16 protein-coding genes are annotated in these 18,841 nt (G+C 40.1%); 11 read left to right on the top strand and 5 right to left on the bottom strand.

All coding sequences use genetic code 11. The features are described from left to right. Positions 1 to 73 precede the first annotated feature (73 nt). The 8 genes from nspC (at position 74) to AC1EK4_RS01860 (ending at position 8,235) form a co-directional block, all read left to right on the top strand. Positions 74 to 1,249: a carboxynorspermidine decarboxylase gene (gene nspC, locus AC1EK4_RS01895; RefSeq protein WP_480356807.1), complete on the top strand. Its 1,176-nt coding sequence runs from the start codon at positions 74 to 76 to the stop codon at positions 1,247 to 1,249. Between the two features lie 279 nt (positions 1,250 to 1,528). Beyond that, positions 1,529 to 1,990 (top strand): helix-turn-helix domain-containing protein, encoded by a 462-nt coding sequence (locus tag AC1EK4_RS01890; protein ID WP_480356806.1) that lies wholly within the window; start codon positions 1,529 to 1,531, stop codon positions 1,988 to 1,990. Between the two features lie 19 nt (positions 1,991 to 2,009). Beyond that, positions 2,010 to 3,965, top strand: coding sequence for a dipeptidyl-peptidase 3 family protein (locus tag AC1EK4_RS01885; protein ID WP_480356805.1), 1,956 nt, complete (start codon positions 2,010 to 2,012; stop codon positions 3,963 to 3,965). Positions 3,966 to 3,979: 14 nt separating this feature from the next. After that, on the top strand, positions 3,980 to 4,597 hold the full coding sequence (locus AC1EK4_RS01880) for a DNA alkylation repair protein (protein WP_480356804.1): 618 nt from the start codon (positions 3,980 to 3,982) through the stop codon (positions 4,595 to 4,597). Between the two features lie 71 nt (positions 4,598 to 4,668). Further along, the gene (locus AC1EK4_RS01875) at positions 4,669 to 5,139 is read left to right on the top strand and encodes a Fur family transcriptional regulator (protein ID WP_062434707.1); all 471 of its coding nucleotides are present in this window, start codon (positions 4,669 to 4,671) and stop codon (positions 5,137 to 5,139) included. A gap of 26 nt (positions 5,140 to 5,165) precedes the next feature. After that, complete coding sequence (locus AC1EK4_RS01870) at positions 5,166 to 6,443, top strand: adenylosuccinate synthase (protein ID WP_036898732.1); 1,278 nt, start codon at positions 5,166 to 5,168, stop codon at positions 6,441 to 6,443. A gap of 3 nt (positions 6,444 to 6,446) precedes the next feature. Then, complete coding sequence (gene hisS, locus AC1EK4_RS01865; protein ID WP_036898729.1) at positions 6,447 to 7,826, top strand: histidine--tRNA ligase; 1,380 nt, start codon at positions 6,447 to 6,449, stop codon at positions 7,824 to 7,826. Beyond that, complete coding sequence (locus AC1EK4_RS01860) at positions 7,819 to 8,235, top strand: Fur family transcriptional regulator (RefSeq protein WP_036898726.1); 417 nt, start codon at positions 7,819 to 7,821, stop codon at positions 8,233 to 8,235. Before hisS ends, AC1EK4_RS01860 begins: the two co-directional genes overlap by 8 nt. Positions 8,236 to 8,246: 11 nt before the next feature. Here AC1EK4_RS01860 and AC1EK4_RS01855 read toward each other — a convergent pair whose 3' ends face one another. The 3 genes from AC1EK4_RS01855 to AC1EK4_RS01845 all read right to left on the bottom strand — a co-directional run bounded on the left by AC1EK4_RS01855 (position 8,247) and on the right by AC1EK4_RS01845 (position 12,509). Then, positions 8,247 to 9,482, bottom strand: coding sequence for a type IX secretion system plug protein (locus AC1EK4_RS01855; RefSeq protein ID WP_480356876.1), 1,236 nt, complete (start codon positions 9,480 to 9,482; stop codon positions 8,247 to 8,249). Further along, on the bottom strand, positions 9,482 to 10,150 hold the full coding sequence (locus AC1EK4_RS01850) for a carbohydrate-binding family 9-like protein (RefSeq protein ID WP_062434715.1): 669 nt from the start codon (positions 10,148 to 10,150) through the stop codon (positions 9,482 to 9,484). Before AC1EK4_RS01850 ends, AC1EK4_RS01855 begins: the two co-directional genes overlap by 1 nt. 64 nt (positions 10,151 to 10,214) lie before the next feature. Continuing rightward, the gene (locus AC1EK4_RS01845) at positions 10,215 to 12,509 is read right to left on the bottom strand and encodes an NADP-dependent malic enzyme (protein WP_036898719.1); all 2,295 of its coding nucleotides are present in this window, start codon (positions 12,507 to 12,509) and stop codon (positions 10,215 to 10,217) included. 140 nt (positions 12,510 to 12,649) lie between these two features. On the opposite strand from AC1EK4_RS01845, the gene AC1EK4_RS01840 reads away from it, so the two are divergent. Further along, positions 12,650 to 13,276 (top strand): TetR/AcrR family transcriptional regulator, encoded by a 627-nt coding sequence (locus tag AC1EK4_RS01840; RefSeq protein ID WP_062433862.1) that lies wholly within the window; start codon positions 12,650 to 12,652, stop codon positions 13,274 to 13,276. A gap of 146 nt (positions 13,277 to 13,422) precedes the next feature. On the opposite strand, the gene uvrA is transcribed toward AC1EK4_RS01840, so the two are convergent. Continuing rightward, the gene (gene uvrA, locus AC1EK4_RS01835; protein WP_480356800.1) at positions 13,423 to 16,257 is read right to left on the bottom strand and encodes an excinuclease ABC subunit UvrA; all 2,835 of its coding nucleotides are present in this window, start codon (positions 16,255 to 16,257) and stop codon (positions 13,423 to 13,425) included. A gap of 75 nt (positions 16,258 to 16,332) precedes the next feature. After that, positions 16,333 to 17,181, bottom strand: coding sequence for a tRNA threonylcarbamoyladenosine dehydratase (locus AC1EK4_RS01830; protein WP_036900126.1), 849 nt, complete (start codon positions 17,179 to 17,181; stop codon positions 16,333 to 16,335). A gap of 101 nt (positions 17,182 to 17,282) precedes the next feature. Between AC1EK4_RS01830 and AC1EK4_RS01825 the strand changes: the two genes are divergently transcribed. Both AC1EK4_RS01825 and AC1EK4_RS01820 read left to right on the top strand, forming a co-directional pair. After that, positions 17,283 to 18,506 carry a uracil-xanthine permease family protein gene (locus AC1EK4_RS01825; RefSeq protein WP_036900082.1) on the top strand — a complete coding sequence of 408 codons (1,224 nt, stop codon included), beginning with the start codon at positions 17,283 to 17,285 and terminating at the stop codon, positions 18,504 to 18,506. Beyond that, on the top strand, positions 18,499 to 18,840 hold the full coding sequence (locus tag AC1EK4_RS01820; RefSeq protein ID WP_480356799.1) for a hypothetical protein: 342 nt from the start codon (positions 18,499 to 18,501) through the stop codon (positions 18,838 to 18,840). The genes AC1EK4_RS01825 and AC1EK4_RS01820 overlap by 8 nt, the downstream gene beginning before the upstream one ends. The last annotated feature ends 1 nt before the right edge of the window (position 18,841 follow it).

Raw genomic sequence — 18,841 nt, 5'->3', positions numbered from 1 at the left:
TTTATTATAAACTCCCAATTTATTACTGATTAAAAAACTATCTTTGCACTATAAAATACTAACTTTACAGAGAATGACTGTCGACTTGACTACTTTTGCAGGGATTCATCGTCCGATTTATATCTTGGAAGAATCCAAACTGAGACGTAATTTGGAATTGATTCAGCATGTTGCAAAAGCTACTGATGTAGAAATAATATTGGCTTTTAAAGCTTATGCTTTGTGGAAAACTTTCCCAATTTTTAAAGAGTATATCGGAGCAACGACTGCTAGCTCTCTCAATGAGGCTAAATTGGCATTTTACGAGTTTGGGAGTAAGGCGCATACGTTCTCTCCTGCATATACTGATTATGAGATAGACGAAATTGCAAAGCACTCTAGTCATCTGACATTTAATTCGTTATCGCAATACGCTCGATACGCTCAAAGAGTGAAAGCTGGCAATCCTAAGATAAGCATAGGCCTGCGGGTAAATCCTGAATATTCGGAAGTTGGTACTGATTTGTATAATCCTTGTGCCCCCGGTACGCGATTTGGAGTTACGGCCGATAAGCTTCCGGTCACATTTCCGAACGACGTAGAGGGCTTTCATTGTCATTGTCATTGCGAGAGTGGAGCCGATGTGTTCCAGCGTACACTCCAACATATAGAAGAAAAGTTTTCTCCTTGGTTCTCACAATTGAAGTGGATTAATTTTGGTGGGGGACATTTGATGACACGAAGTGACTATGATGTTGACCTACTCATTCGTATTTTGGAAGGTTTCCATGATAGATATCCTCATCTGCAAGTAATACTTGAGCCTGGTAGTGCCTTTGCTTGGCAGACTGGTCCGCTCGTATCGCAGGTTGTAGATGTGGTAGAAGACCATGGCATACAGACTGCCATATTGAATGTAAGTTTTACTTGTCATATGCCCGATTGTCTTGAAATGCCTTATCAGCCAGCTGTACGCAATGCGAAGACTTTACCCATGGAGGCGGCAAACGGTGCAAGTTTAGATGCCTATATATATAGATTAGGTGGCAATAGCTGTCTATCCGGCGATTTCATGGGTAGTTGGCAGTTCGACCATCAACTGCAAATTGGAGAGAATATTATATTTGAGGACATGATACATTACACTACTGTCAAGACCAATACATTCAATGGTATCTCGCATCCCGCATTAGGAATAGCTGATGATAGCGGTAATTTAACTATCCTTCGAGAGTATGATTACGAAGACTATAAGTCTCGCATGGATTAGCACTAGGCGTTTCTGATTTTACTGAGTGGGCTTTGCAGAATTGCTGTTGTGTATTTGCAGAATTGCTGAATGGGCTTGACAGCAGTGTTGCTAAGCCCGTGCAACGGATTGATGGTATAGATGGCTGATTGCTATTAGATTTGGAATACAAGGAAAAATGATGCTGGTTACTGTGATATAGTGGTATATATCTTATAATCGACGGTAGTAAAAAATGATAAGTAAAGTCGGTAATGTTATTATTTTTCCCTATATTTGTCTAGTCAAAAGTATATTGCTATGAGTAAGTATAATATTACAGAGAAGAAAGAAAAGAAGGCCGTGTACCGTTCGTTGGTCAATTCGTGTTTAATGGATGAGCTTAAGAAGAAAGTTCATGAGATTCTGTTTAAACAGAAACATTATAAGGATAAGGACTACTCTGCAAAAAAACTGGCAGAAGATTTGGGTACTAACACTCGTTATATCTCTGCAGTAGTAAATGTGAAGTTTCACATGAACTATACTTCTTTGGTAAATAAGTATCGCGTAGAAGAGGCTATGGGTATTTTGGCGAGTAAGAGATTCGGTAAATTGAATATGGAAGATGTGTCCGATATGGTCGGGTTTGCCAACAGGCAGAGCTTTTATGCTGCGTTTTATAAACAGAATAAGTGTACTCCGCGAGAATATAGGTTTCAGCATGGAGGCTATACCAAAAGGCCCTCTTCATCAAAAGGAAAGGCGGATAATAACGAGTGAACAAACATATAAAAGAAGAATGCAAGATAATTTTAATTATTCGGGAGAACGATTCGCAGATTTACAGATGCTGCGATATAAGTTAGAAGGATTTGAAGAATTGACTCTTCAGCAGAAATTATATATATATTATTTGTCGAAAGCAACGTTGATAGGGCGTGACATCACGTTCGACCAAAATGGAAAGTATAACCTACGTATTAGACGGATGCTTGAGGCTGTCTATACGAATAGCACGAATCATGGTGATAATAGTAGTTGGGATGCGCTTGTAGTGTATTTAAAGCGAGTTTGGTTTTCTAGTGGAATACATCATCATTATGGTTGTGAGAAGTTTGTACCAGATTTTTCAGAGGCTTATTTGCGTCAACAAGTGATGCAAGTAGATGAATCAGTTTTACCATTAAAAACTGACGAACATGCTAAAGATTTGCTAGATGAGCTATGTCTGGTCATCTTTTCTCCGGAAGTTTGTGCCCGTAGAGTCAATCAGACCGATGGGGATGATTTGGTATCAACGTCTGCTTGTAATTTTTACGAAGGGGTACAACAAGCGGAAGTAGAAGCATATTATGACAAGTTGCGCAAAAAATATCCGGATAGCAAAGTCTCATGGGGACTTAATTCCAAACTGCTGAAAACAGCCGATGGTATATCGGAGCGAGTTTGGAAAGTGGATGGCATGTATCGTTCAGCCTTACAACAAATTGTATATTGGCTAGGAAAGGCAAAGGAATTTGCTGAAAATGAAACTCAAGTAAGGGTTATAGAATTGTTGATAAGTTACTATGAAACAGGAGATTTAGAAGTTTTTGATAATTATTCTATTGAATGGCTGCAAGAACTAGATGGACAAGTAGATTTTATCAATGGTTTTATAGAAGTGTATGGTGACCCACTTGGTATGAAAGGTACTTGGGAAGGGCTTGTGGAATATAAGGATTTGCAAGCTACTCAACGAACACAAACGATATGTAGGAATGCCCAATGGTTTGAAGACCACTCTCCGGTTGCTCCTCAATTCAAGAAACCAGTAGTAAAAGGTGTCACAGCTAATGTTGTTAATGCCGCTATGTTGGGTGGCGATGAGTATCCGTCGAGCGCAATAGGAATCAATCTGCCTAATGCTGATTGGATTCGAACAGAATATGGCAGTAAAAGTGTGACAATAGGAAATCTCACTTCTGCTTATAATAAGATAGCAAAAGGCAACGGCTTTTTGGAGGAATTTGTAGACGATGATGCAACTCGCCAACTGATAGAAAAGTATGGTGATATCTGCGATGATTTGCATACTGACCTGCATGAATGTCTAGGGCATGGAAGTGGACGGACTTTGCCCGGTGTTACAACGGAGGCTTTAAAAGCTTATGGTAATACGATAGAGGAGGCTAGGGCAGATTTGTTCGGACTCTATTATGTGGCAGATCCGAAGCTGATAGAGTTAGGATTATTAGATTCTTCTGAAGCCTACAAGAGTCAATACTATACCTATTTGTTGAATGGCTTGCTGACTCAAAATGTGAGAATAAAGGAAGGACAACAACTGGAAGAGGCGCATATGAGGAATAGGGCGTTGATAGGAAATTGGATTTTAAACCATTCGGAAGGTAATGTTAAGCTATTTAAGCTTAATACGAAGACTTTCTTACATGTAGATGATTATCAAAAGCTTAGATACTCTTTTGGAGAACTACTTAAAGAAGTACAGCGTATCAAGAGTGAAGGAGACTTTGAGGCTGCCCGACAGATGGTTGAAACCTATGGCGTAAAGATTGATGCAAGTCTGCATCATGAAGTGTTGGAAAGATACAAGAAACTGAATATAGCACCTTATAAAGGTTTTTTGAATCCGTGGTTAAAGCTCGAATATGGTGCGGATGGTAAGACTGTGACGGACGTATTGGTGGATTACACTGAGACTTATGAACAACAAATGATGAGATATTCAACCGAGTATGCAACATTGATATAAGCAAACAGAATAGAATGGAAGAAATAACACACGAGAAATTAAGGAAGATAAAACAGTCGTTCAGGCTGTATATGAGTGGTCCCACAGCTCATTCTATGGGGCAAAAAGGTGTCAGTTATAAGATTAATTGGGGAGTGCCTTTGCCAGAATTGCAAAAGATGGCTGTGGAATACGGCAAGGATGAAGCATTAGCCTTGGCATTGTGGCAAGAGAATATCAGGGAATGTAAGATTCTTGCAACGCTGATAATACCGGTGAAATCGCTTACCGATGAGTTGTTGGAAGCATGGGGTGAACAAGTGAATTCGCAGGAAATGGCGGAGTTGTTGGCCTTTAATCTGTTGCAATATTGGGAGCGTTCACCCCAATTAGCTTATAAATGGATGGTGGCGGATAATGAAATGATGCAAATAATGGCTTATCAATTGCTAGCTAGATTGTTTGTGAATGGACATATTCCTACTGATGCTGATGCGCAAGAATATTTAAGTAGCATCGTCGCAGCATTGAAGTGTAAGCATGTTGGAGTCAGACATGCAGCGACTAATAGCCTGTATCGTTTTATGGATTTGGGGGAGGATTATCAAGAGCGGGCAGATATCATTCTACAGAGGTTGGATGGAATATTGTAGATTTTGTCTATCAATGTTTTTATATATAGAAGTTTTTTGATAACTTTGTGGGACAATATGACAGGTGCAATATGAACGAGGAAGCATTAAAGACGGCTCGTGACGTTCTAGATCGCTATTTGGAAAATAATAATAAACGGAAGACTCCGGAACGACATGCCATTTTGGAAACAGCCTATCAGATTGAAGGACATTTTTCATTAGAACAGTTAAGTAGGAAGTTAGAGCAACTTAATTTCAGAGTTAGTCGTGCCACATTGTATAATACAATGCGGTTGTTTCTTAAATTACGCCTGATAGTGCGGCATAAATTGCTAGATGGAACCAAATATGAGATAAGCTATGCTAATAAAAATCATTGCCATCAAATCTGTACGATGTGTGGTAAAGTGACGGAGGTATATTATCCGGAGATAGCTAAGGCCATTGATGAGGTGAAATACAAGCGCTTTTACAAGGACGGCTTCTCTCTATACGTTTATGGCCTTTGTAGTAAATGCCAAACAAAGTTTAATCGTGACAAGTCGAATCAAGTAGAATAGAAATTAAACGAAATATCTATAGAACAATGAACACAACAGGTAAAGTTGATGTCCTGCTCGGATTACAGTGGGGCGATGAAGGTAAAGGGAAGGTTGTTGACGTGCTGACACCTCAATATGATGTTGTGGCTCGTTTCCAAGGGGGGCCAAATGCCGGACATACTTTGGAATTTGAAGGCCAGAAATATGTTTTAAGATCAATCCCCTCCGGCATATTCCAAGGCGGAAAGGTGAATATCATCGGAAATGGAGTAGTTCTTGCTCCCGACTTGTTCATGGATGAAGCGAAGGATTTGGAGAAGAGTGGGCACCCTCTTAAAGAAAGATTGCATATCTCGAAGAAGGCTCATCTGATTATGCCTACACACAGATTATTGGATGCCGCACAAGAGTTGGCTAAAGGTAAGAACAAGGTGGGTACTACAGGTAAGGGCATCGGTCCTACTTATACAGATAAGGTAAGTAGAGCGGGCTTGAGAGTTGGTGATATCCTTGACAAATTTGAAGAGAAATATGCAGCCCATAAAGCACGCCATATTGAAATGTTGAAGGCTCTTAACTACACAGACTTTGATATTACAGAAGTTGAGAAGAAGTGGATGGAAGGTATTGAATATCTCCGTCAATTCCATTTTGTGGATAGTGAGCATGAGATTAATCGATATTTACAAGATGGTTCTAGCATCTTGTGTGAGGGTGCTCAAGGCACAATGTTGGATGTTGATTTCGGCTCATATCCATTTGTGACGTCTTCTAATACGATTTGTGCAGGAGCATGTATCGGCTTGGGTATTGGCCCAAACAAGGTTGGAAACGTGTATGGTATCATGAAAGCTTATTGTACACGAGTAGGTTCCGGACCATTCCCTACGGAATTATTCGATGAAACCGGAAAGAAATTGAGAGACCTAGGACATGAGTATGGAGCTGTTACAGGGCGTGAGCGTCGTTGTGGTTGGATAGATCTTGTCCAATTGCGTTATTCTATTATGGTCAATGGTGTGACCGAATTGATTATGATGAAGAGCGATGTTCTTGATAGTTTTGATACAATTAAGGCATGCACTGCTTATAAGTTGAAGAATGGAGAAGTTACTTCTGATTTCCCATATGATATAGATGAGGTTGAACCGATATATGAAGAGCTACCCGGATGGAAGACTGATATGACTCAATTTACTTCAGAATCACAATTCCCCAAGGAGTTTAGTAGCTATGTAGAGTTCTTAGAGGCTCAGTTGAAGACTCCAATTAAGATTATTTCAATAGGGCCGGATCGCGCCCAAACAATTGTTAGAAAATAAATAATGGCAAATAAACCAAGTATACCCAAGGGGACAAGAGACTTTGGCCCAATAGAAATGGCCAAGCGGAATTATATCTTCTCTACAATAAAAGAAGTATATTCGCTCTATGGTTTTCAACAGATAGAGACACCGGCATTAGAGACCTTGCAGACTCTTATGGGTAAATATGGAGAAGAGGGCGATAAGTTACTCTTCAAAGTATTGAATTCCGGAGACTATTTAGCAAAGATTGATAATCAGGAATTAGAGGAAAGGAACTCTGTAAAATTAGCAAGTAAACTCTGCGAAAAGGGGCTAAGATATGATTTGACGGTTCCTTTTGCAAGATATGTCGCTATGCATAGGGAAGAGCTACAGCTTCCTTTTAAACGTTATCAAATTCAACCGGTATGGCGAGCAGATAGACCCCAGAAGGGACGTTATCGTGAATTCTATCAGTGTGATGCTGATATTGTGGGATCAGACTCATTACTGAATGAGGTAGAACTGATGCAGATCGTTGATACTGTCTTCTCTAAATTTGGCACTCGCGTAGCTATCAAGATTAATAATCGTAAGATATTATCCGGTATAGCCGAGGTGATAGGAGAGGCAGATAAGATCATTGATATTACTGTAGCTATTGATAAGCTCGATAAGATTGGTATTGAGAATGTCAATGAAGAACTACGTAACGATGGTATTAGCGAAGAAGCGATAGCTAAATTGCAACCTGTTATCTCGCTTTCGGGTACTAATGACGAAAAATTGAATACAATGCGAGAGTTCCTGCAAAGTTCAGAAGTTGGCTTGAAGGGAATTGAAGAGACTCAATTTATATTAGATTCACTCAAAGCAGCAACTTTAGAGAATACGATAGAGTTGGACTTATCGCTTGCTCGTGGACTGAATTATTATACCGGAGCCATCTTTGAAGTGAAGGCATTGGATACTCCTATTGGTAGTATTACGGGAGGTGGACGCTATGATAACCTTACCGGTATCTTTGGTTTATCCGGTATCAGTGGGGTTGGTATTAGTTTTGGAGCAGACCGTATTTATGATGTTCTTAATACACTAGACTTATATCCGAAGGAAACGAACAATAGTGTACAGCTTCTTTTCTTGAATTTAGGAGAGGCAGAGGCTGCTTATAGCCTTCAATTAGCAACGGTGTCACGCAAGGCAGGGATTCGTACTGAGGTTTATCCAGACCAAGCTAAGATGAAGAAACAGATGAATTATGCTAATGCAAAGAACGTAGGTTATGTTGCTATTGTGGGTGAGAACGAGATGTCTGTTAATAAAGTTACATTAAAAAACATGACCACTGGCGAACAGAAAATGGTCACCTCTTCAGAAATGGTAGAGCTAATTATTCAGTCAGGTAATAATGAATAAGAGTGCTTATCACAAACTCGTAGAGCGAGGTATTCGTCCTTCAGCTCAAAGATTGGCTATAATGGATTATCTCCTGACACATTTTACCCATCCAACTGTGGAAGATGTCTATCAAGGATTACATGATGAGATTCCTACTTTAAGTAGGACGACAGTCTATAATACCTTGCATCTCCTCGCAGAGCGGAATGCGGTGCAAATGATAACGATTGATGATCGACAAGCATGTTACGATGGTAATACAGCACCACATGTTCATTTCTTCTGTAAAAAGTGTGGAAAAATAGTTGATTTGATGGATGAAGATGTTCCCACTTTCAAATTGCCCAAGACCGTTCATGGGCATGTTGTCGATGAAGTACAGCTTTATTACAAGGGCATTTGCTCTGAATGTGCGAATATTGAATAAAGTGAGAATGGCTAATGGTAATTAGATAGACCCACTCCAACGAGTCTATCTGTCCTTTCTCCGTAACCTCTATAATAGATGAGTGCTTGATATTTGTTCCTAGTTTGAAAGAAGTTTCCTTCACTAGGAACAAATATCGCACCATTATTAGGATGGTATTGTAAATATTGATAGGAATAGTAACCTTGCTTTAATAGGATGGTTGTTTCGTACATTTGCTCATCTTCATTGTACGATAGCATTGTTTTTTGATTGAATAGGCCATTTGTCCATATTCCATTGATGTAGATAGGATGGCTTAATCGAGGTGATTTTAATCTAAAATGTACTTTTAGGTAATCTGATTGTGTATCATTGTCAATATTATCGCTATTGCGAATGAAGAAAGCACCATTGGCTGATTCGTCATATACGTAACTTGTTCGTGGCTCATCTGTTGTAATATACGCATTGAATAGATTGCCATCCCATTTTATAGATTCAACTTTCAGTGTCGGGTGATTATCATCTAGAATCTCAAATTTACGATATTCGTTTCCTCCAGAGAATATTAAATCCTTATTATGACTCCATTGTAATCCGCTAGATGTAGTGTAAGTGGGTGTCGGATTTGCGCATATATTGTCCCATCTACCGTTTTGTAAGATTGTAGCTTTGATTTGCTGACTTGGATTTATAACACTTATACTGCCATAATTTACCTTCATTTCGACTTGTTGATGGCTATGGTTGATGTCTATATCCGTATTGGTAATAACATTAAGATTTACTCCCATCGTCTGTTCTGAAACCAAAATATAAACTGTAAATTCCGGTTGTTCTTTATTATTTAGATCATAAACGGTTATCTTATAGTTTCCTCCAATCTTGAATCTGCAATCCTTATTGGGCAATTCAAATGAATAATGTGTGTATAAGATGTTGGTATTGATGGATTGCTGGGCATCATAGATAATGTTATCTTCTGCAAATCCATCAATAAAGTCATTTTCAAAGAGGTCTTTTGAGATCGCCCAGTCATATTCACAATGCTCTATCTTATATGCATAGTGGTGATAATCGTGAGACAATTCATCAAAAGCAATAGTCAGTGGAGTAGAGCTATCCATATAATATATAGGTAATAACTCATTCACTCCACTGATTTGCAATGAAGCTATATTGTCTGAATACACCTCGTTCCTTTGCGCATAAGTCGAGTTATAAATCAGACAAGCAATGAACAGTATAATATGCCTCAGTCTTATCAAAGTGCCTTATTTGAGCATTGAATCTCTTTGAAGAATGTTGGACAATGGAAGTCCGGCTTTGGGAGATTGATTGGGAATAGTGATAAAAAGTGAGGATGCGGTAATTTGTCACCACATTTATATACATTACCTTGCATTTCAAGTCCATCAAAAGATTTGATATCATGCTTGAAGAATGCCATGGTAGGTATCTTTAAAGATAATTCCCATGTATAAGAGCCTATTTCTGTGTTTTCTATTTCACGATGTTCCAATGAACTCCAACGTTCTACAGTGCTTGTAATGTCTTGATAGGCTAAGGTTCGTGCCTCACGTCCGGGACCAAATCCTACTAATAGCGTACCAATACAATTACATTCAAAATTATAATAGGTCTGTCCGTCGGGTGAAATGAAGAACTCGCAACAAGAATCTTCCCACACATGTCCATTGTCTGTGAGCGCTTGCGCTCTTATAGATTCCTCTTCTACTTTGTAATTGATGAAGATGTATTGGCCGTTATGCGCGATAGCAAATTCTACTTTTGGCTCGTAAGGGAATTGCTCAAACCAATTTGAATGAGTTAATCGTTCGTACTGAATTCCTTTTTCTTGGAATACCTTAGATACAGATGATACGGATATGTCCGTACAAGATAATTTTTCTATAATCAATTTGTTGGTCATAAATTATTAAGTATAAATGGTATGCATATTCCCTAATAGGGAAATGCATACCATTAGTTAGTATTTACTGATTGTTACTTTTCTTCAATTTCTCAACATACGCATCAATTACAGCGACAGCAGTAATGTTTACTACATCATTAACAGAACTTTCGAAGTCGGTAAAGTGAATAGGTTTATTGAGTCCCATTTGAATCGGGCCAATGATTTCTGTATCGGCGTCTAGCGCTTGTAGCAATTTGTAGCTACAATTTGCACTACTCATATTGGGGAATACCAATGTGTTGACGTCCTTACCTTTTAGGCGTGAGAATGGGAACTTGTCGTCTCTCAACTCTTTGTTGAGCGCAAAGTTGACTTGCATTTCACCATCTATAGCCAAATCGGGAAACTCCTTCTGAATTTGCTCTACCGCCATGTGAACTTTAACGGGGCTACCAACTTCGTCGGTACCAAAGTTAGAATAGCTTAGCATGGCCATAACCGGAGTCTCGTTAAAGAACTCTACAGTGTGGGCTGATAACTTAGCGATGTCTGTAAGTACGTTCTCGTCAGGGTGACGGTTAATCAATGTGTCGGCAATATAATAGATACCCTTTTTTGTATTAAGGATATGCATGGTGCCAAATGTCTTATAGCCTTCGCGAACACCAATCACTTCTTTTGCAACTTTGATAGTATTGCTGTATTTGGTGTATAGACCTGTGATGAAAGCATCGGCTATACCATCTTCTACTAGAGACATACCAAAGTAATTGCGTTCGTACATCTTGTCGTAAGCCTCTTCAAAAGTATATCCATTACGAGCTCTCTTTTCGGCTAGATGTTTTGCAAATGTAGCACGACGTCCTTGTTCTTGATCGGCACGCATATCGATAATTTCGATACCATCAAGATTTAATTTCAATCGTTGAGCCAAACGGTTAAGACGGTCAGGATTACCTAATAGGATAGGAAAGCATATACCTTCTTGTTTAGCTTGTACTGCAGCTTTCATCATTGTTGGGTGTCCACCCTCAGCAAATACTACTTTCTGCGGATGTAGTCTAGCTGTTTCGTGAAGTTTTCTGGTCAAAGCTGTTTCCTGTCCCAACAACTGTAACAATCCTTGTTTGTATGAATCCCAGTCTGTAATAGTCTTACGAGCCACACCACTCTCAATAGCTGCTTTGGCAACGGCTGCACTTACTTCTGTAATCAAACGTGGGTCTACAGGCTTCGGTATGAAGTATTTAGGGCCAAATGACAAATCCGTAACATGATAAACTTGATTTACGACATCGGGAACTGTTTGTTTTGCCAAATTGGCAATAGCTTCTACGGCAGCCAATTTCATCTCCTCGTTGATAGCTTTGGCATGGACATCCAACGCACCACGGAAGATATAGGGGAACCCGATTACGTTGTTAATCTGATTAGGATAGTCGCTACGTCCAGTTGACATCAATACATCGGGACGGCTGGCAACGGCATCCTCATAACTAATTTCGGGTACAGGATTGGCCAATGCAAACACGATAGGGTTTTCAGCCATGGAGCGAATCATGTCTTGAGACAAGATATTGCCCTTCGATAAACCTACGAATACGTCTGCACCCTTGATAGCTTCTTCAAGAGTATGGACGTCTCTTCTTGCTGTAGCAAACATTGCTTTCTGTGGTGTGAGTTTCTCTCTGTTGTCAGTGATGACTCCCTTAGAATCCAACATGAGAATGTTTTCTACTTTAGCTCCTAATGCTACATATAATTTTGTACAACTGATAGCAGCTGCTCCGGCTCCATTGACGACAATCTTTACGTCGCCTATATTCTTACCGGCAACTTCCAAAGCATTCTTTAAGCCTGCTGCGGAGATGATAGCCGTACCGTGCTGGTCGTCATGCATCACTGGAATGTCCAGTGTCTTTTTCAGTCTTTCTTCGATATAAAAACATTCCGGAGCTTTGATATCCTCCAAGTTGATACCACCAAATGAAGGAGCTATTTTCTCAATGGCTTCACAAAATTTCTCAGGGTCTTTTTCATCAACTTCTATGTCAAACACATCTATACCACCATAGATTTTGAATAGCAGTCCTTTACCCTCCATTACAGGCTTTCCACTCATAGCACCAATGTCTCCAAGGCCTAATACTGCCGTACCATTACTGATAACAGCGACTAGATTACCTTTGTCGGTGTACTTGTATACGTCGTCAGGATTCTTCTGAATCTCTAGGCATGGATAGGCTACACCCGGCGAGTAGGCTAGGCTTAAATCGGTCTGTGTATGATAAGGTTTTGTGGGTTTGACTTCTATCTTGCCCGGTCTGATGTTGTTGTGATAAAGGAGCGCGGCCTCCTTTGTAACTTTAACCATAACTATGTATATTATAAAATGTTTAGTAACTATCTCTAAGAAGCAAAGTTACGAAAAAACGTTTAAATGTATATCGGTTTTTCTTGTTTTTTGTATCTTTGCAATGTATTAATTCGTTTTTAGGCTAATTGTGCGTATTTATGCAAAAAAATAACATCACAACCCAATATCGAGTAGAGCTGAAAGAAAAGATATTAAATATATCTATGCAGGAATTCCATAAGCATGGCATCAAAGCTGTGAAGATGGATGATATTGCTAATAAGCTTTTAATATCCAAACGTACTCTTTATGAGCTTTATGCTAATAAAGAAGCTTTGCTTTTTGAGGGTTTGAAAAAGATGGAAGAAGCCTATGATGAGCATATGATAGAGTTTTGTAGTTCGCCGGAAAATGGTGTTATGGAGATTATTATAGAATTCTATCGTATTCAGATGGCTAAGCTTTCAGAAATCAATCCGCTGTTTTTTGCGGAACTCCATAAATATACTAAGGTCATAGAGTATCTTGAAAGCAAACGAAGAGAGCGCAATTCTAAATCGAATGATTTTTTCTCTAAGGGTATAGCGGAAGGTTATTTTCGTGCAGATGCCGACTATGGAATTATACGTGAGATAGCCAATTATGCAGTACAAGGTATTATGGAGGAGAAACTTTATCAAAAATATACGCCTCAACGTGTCTTCAGAAATGCATTGCTATTGTTCATAAGAGGGCTTTGCACAGATAAGGGACTCATGGTTATAGATTCAAAGCTACATGCTTAATAAGCAGTCTCAATTAGATTAGAATTAATTATTATTATATTTATCTTATTGCAAGGTGCGAGCAGCATAGCTGTTCGCACCTTGCAGTTTTACTGAAAAGCCAAGACAGCACTGTTGTCTCAGTTTTGCAGCGGATTCAATTCAACCTAAAGCTTTGACGACAGAAATTTTCCTGTCCAACTATCTTTACACTTTATAATTTCTTCCGGTGTTCCGGCACAAACCAATTGTCCCCCCTTGTCGCCCCCATCTGGACCAAGGTCGATGATGTAATCGGCACACTTGATAACATCCATGTTGTGTTCGATGACAACAATACTGTGCCCTCGCTCTATCAGAGAGTTAAACGATTTGAGTAATTTGTTGATGTCGTGGAAATGTAAGCCGGTAGTAGGTTCATCGAAAATGAACAATGTGGGGTCTTGCTTTTCCTGTCCTATGAAGTAAGCTAATTTTACACGTTGGTTCTCGCCGCCTGAAAGCGTACTTGAATTTTGTCCCATCTTGATGTAGCCCAATCCTACTGACTCTAGTGGAGTAAGTCGGTTGACGATTTGTGTCTGTCCATATTGGCCGAAAAACTCAATGGCTTCAGATACTGTCATGTTGAGTACATCATCTATATTCTTACCTTGATACCGCACATCGAGTATGTCATGCTTGAAACGATGCCCATGGCAAGATTCACATTCGAGCACCAAATCTGCCATGAATTGCATTTCTACGGTTATAACACCTGCGCCCTTGCACTCCTCGCATCTTCCGCCGTCTGTGTTGAAAGAAAAATATTGAGGGGTAAAACCTAATTGCTTAGATAAGGGTTGATCGGCAAATAGCTGCCTGATGGCGTCGTAAGCCTTGACATAAGTGGCAGGATTGCTACGTGTACTCTTACCTATCGGATTCTGGTCGACGAATTCTACATGTTTAATAGATTTCCAGTCGCCTTCCAAAGCTGTGTATTCACCCGGCAATTCGGCTACTTCATCAAGATGACGCTTGAGGGCAGGGTAGAGGATTCCTTTGATAAGTGAGGACTTACCAGAGCCGGAAACTCCTGTTACGACAGTCAGAATATTCAATGGAATCTTCACATCAAGCCCTTTCAAGTTATTCATCCTAGCTCCCTTGATATCTATAGTTCTGTTCCAATGGCGCCTAGAACAGGGTGTGGATATTTGCTCTATCCCTGTAAGATATTTAATCGTGTATGATTCCGGATATTTTTCGAGTAGTTTCTGTGAATTGTCTTGAAGGCTGTCACTATTTCCTTCGAAAACAATCCGTCCACCATTGGTACCGGCATCTGGGCCAATATCAATAAGGTAGTTGGCTGCTCTAATCATTTCCTCATCATGTTCGACCACCATAACTGTATTGTTGAGCGACTGCAGCTCTTGTAAAACATGAATCAGTTTGTCGGTGTCTCTGCTATGTAAGCCGATGCTTGGTTCATCGAGAATGTATAGTGAGCCTACCAGCGAACTTCCTAATGAGGTAGTTAGGTTGATACGTTGGCTCTCACCACCACTTAAAGTATTTGATGTACGATTGAGAGTGAGATAGCCTAGCCCTACTTCTACAAGGAACGTGAGTCTGTTTTTGATTTCCGTCAGCAGGCGTTTACCGACTTCGGCATCGTGATTATCAAGTTTTAGATTGTCAAACCATTGCTTCAAATTCTTCACGGGCATCTCTACAAGGTCGGTTATACTCATGCCGGCAATCTTCACCCACGATGCTTCTTTCTTGAGTTTCGTGCCGTGACAGTCAGGACATGTCGTCTTTCCGCGGTATCTACTCATCATCACACGATACTGAATTTTGTATTGGTTTTCTTTCACCATTTGGAAGAAAGAGTCGATACAAACACGCTCGCTTAGTGGAAGCGACTGCTCAGAAGGTAGCCCATGCCATAGCATGTCTTTTTGTTTTTGTGATAGACAGTAATAGGGCTCGAAGATTGGAAAGTTGTCTTTCTGAGCCCGTTTACAAAATTCCTGCTTCCAAACACTCATCTTGTCACCATGCCAGCATTGCACGCAATCTTCGTATACGCTTAATGCAGAATTCGGAATAACTAATTTTTCGTCGATACCAATGACTTTTCCAAACCCCTCGCAAGTAGGACATGCGCCCAAAGGAGAGTTGAATGAGAACATATTATCATTGGGTTCTTCGAATTGGATGCCGTCTGCTTCGAACTTAGTAGAAAACTCATGGATGATATTTGAGGGTAGGAAGACCAACTTGCATTGCCCGTCTCCTTCGTACAAAGCCGTCTCTGAAGAGTCTATGAGTCTGGAAATGGAATCTTTTTCTGTTGATACGCTGAGCCTATCTATCACTAGATTCATGTCTGTAATGTCTAATGCGTTTTCTAATGTCGGATCATGATTAATCTTATCAAGTATATTATCAATCCTTTCTATCTCTCCATTCATAAAGAGCCGGGTGTATCCTTCTTGCACACTCATTTCCAATTGCTTCACTAAAGTTCTACCTTCGATTAAATGGAGTGGGGCAAGAACCATAAATTTGGTCCCCTCTGAATATTGCTTTGTACATTCGACAATATCTTCAGGAGAATGTCTCTTTACCTCTTCACCGCTAATGGGTGAATAGGTGTGCCCGATTCTAGCATAAAGCAACCGAAGATATTCGTAGATTTCGGTCGAAGTGCCGACGGTAGAACGGGGATTACGAGCTATTACCTTTTGTTCGATGGCAATAGCGGGAGGTATGCCTTTGATGAAATCACATTCCGGTTTGTTCATTCTCCCAAGAAATTGACGTGCATAAGCCGATAGACTTTCTACATATCTTCGTTGACCTTCGGCATATAATGTATCAAAAGCCAGTGACGATTTACCCGAACCGGAAACACCGGTAATAACGATAAACTTATTACGTGGAATCTTTAGAGAGATATTTTTGAGGTTGTTGACTCTGGCTCCTTTTACTTCTATGAATTTATCCATAATGAAATGTGTTCCTTGATGATGGGAGGTGGAATGGTAATGGGGGGTAATGATTTCGCCATACCATATATGATTCTATTTTGTGAGGGCGCTACCGCTTAGTTTTTGATGGTGTATGGCAGCCTTTTCTGCTGCAACTTTGGCGTATATGTTGTCTTTTGCTTCATCTGGTGTCATCCGCATGGTATTGCCTTTCTCGATAAGCTCTTTCACGACTTCGCCACCGATGATGAGTCCGGCAGCTGCCGGAACAAAGGCGTTGCTAGCTGGTATGCTACGTTTTGTGGAGGCATTCTCGCTTTCTTCGGTGAAATGGATGGTCTCGTCTTCAATTATCTTTAAAGGTTCTTCTTCACTATAGACTACTTTTAGATGCTGTATATTCTGTTTGCGAAGCTTTTTTCGGATGACTTTGGCTAAAGGATCCATCTTTGTTTGACTGATATTTGCAATCTTAAAGGCGGTGGCATCTAATTTATTGGCGGCTCCCATGCTGGAAATCAGTGGAATTTGCAAGTCATGACATCGCCTGATTAACTCTAGTTTTGCAACGACGGTATCAATACAATCGACGACATAATCATATTTAGACAAATCAACAGTATCGGCATTCTGGGGTAAATAGAACATTTGGTGCTTATGTACGATGCACTCGTTATTGATGTCATGGATACGTTCTTCGGCTACATCTACCTTGGGTTTCCCTATAGTGGATAGCAGAGCATATAGTTGTCGATTAATATTTGTGATGGAAACTGTATCGTTGTCGAATAGATCTAGTTCGCCAACTCCACTGCGTGCCAGAACTTCAACTACGTAACTACCGACGCCACCAATGCCGAATACAGCTACACGACAACCGCATAAGGTATTAAGAGCAGGCAGCCCGAATAAGAGTTGAGTTCGTATGAATTGATTCTGCATAACGAAAATTTGAAATACAAAATTACGATTTTCTTGGAATAAAAGCTGTGAAACCCAGTAAAATGTATTATTTTTGCACATAATTTAATGCAAAAAATCGAATGGATAGTAACCAACTTTCTCCATTGAGAAAAACTATTGTCGGAGTACAATTTCTTTTTGTCGCTTTCGGAGCGACTGTTTTAGTTCCTTTATTAGTCGGGTTAGACCCATCCACCGCATTAATGACTGCCGGAATTGGTACGTTTATCTTCCACTTTGTGACAAAAGGTAAGGTGCCGGTGTTTCTTGGGAGCAGCTTTGCCTTTATTGCTCCGATTATCGCAGCGAGTAAGCAGTGGGGCATGCCGGGAACTCTTGCTGGTTTGGCAGGCGTATCTTTGGTCTATTTTGTCATGAGTGCATTGATTAAATGGCAAGGGAAAAAACTACTTGACCGATTGTTTCCTCCGGTTGTTATAGGCCCTGTTATCATCTTGATAGGACTTTCGTTGTCGGGTTCTGCGGTTAATATGGCAAAAGAGAATTGGATTTTGGCTTTCGTATCGCTTGTTACTGCGATTCTTGTATTAGCATTGGGACGTGGATTGTTGAAGTTGGTTCCGGTGGTATGTGGTATCATAGTCGGTTATATCGTGTCGATATTCATGAATGCGGTAGACTTCTCTGAGGTGCTATCTGCCCCATGGTTTGCTCTACCTCCTTCGATTGCGCATTTCCAAATGCCGCAGTTTGCATGGGAACCTTTCTTGTATATGATACCGGTAGCTATTGCTCCGGTGATAGAACATATTGGTGATGTTTATGTAGTTGGGGCTGTTGCACGTAAGGATTTCGTTGCTGATCCGGGATTACATCGTACGATGTGCGGTGATGGTTTAGCTTGTTTGGCGTCCGCATTCTTTGGAGGTCCTCCAGTAACTACGTATAGTGAAGTGACCGGAGCGATGAGTATAACTAAGGTTACAAGTCCGCAAGTGATTCGAATTGCAGCAACGACGGCCATTGTCTTCTCTGTAATAGGAAAATTAGCAGCTCTATTGCGTAGCATTCCCGCAGCGGTATTGGGCGGAATCATGCTACTTCTATTTGGAACAATAGCCAGTGTCGGTGTTCAAAACTTGATTCAACATAAGGTTAATTTAGATAAGACACGAAATATCATCATTATTTCTGTAACCTTAACGATGGGTATTGGTGGTGCTGTTTTATCATGGGGCAGTTTTGCTATTAGTGGTATTGGCCTGTCAGCATTGGTTGGTGTAATTCTAAATTTAGTTCTTCCGAATGATAAAGAAGAAGAAACGGAATCTGTGAATGAATAAGGAGTTTGATGTATATTGGAGTACCCATAAGAAAAGACTTATGGGTACATCTCCATTTCAAGAGGAGTGGAATGAAAGCAAACGCATGTCTACAGCCGGAGATTGGCTGTTATTGGCTTTCCCTGTTGCGGTCTTTGTTGCTTTCGTGTCTTCCGGATTGATTAAGAATGAACTCTTGAATTATGTCATAGGGGGTGTTTTATGTGGGCTTTCACTTGTAATAGGAGAGTATATAAAGCCTTATGTTACGGGTAAACGTTCTATCGGGGAGATAGAAAAAGATGCTAAGGAATATTATTTCAAGCAATATCAAGAGACTGGAAAGTTGCCTTAGA

It is taken from the genome of Prevotella sp. C0026C3, from assembly GCF_056590795.1.
The sequence above is the reverse complement of the archived record's forward strand: the minus strand, read 5'-3'. Positions and strand labels throughout refer to the sequence as shown.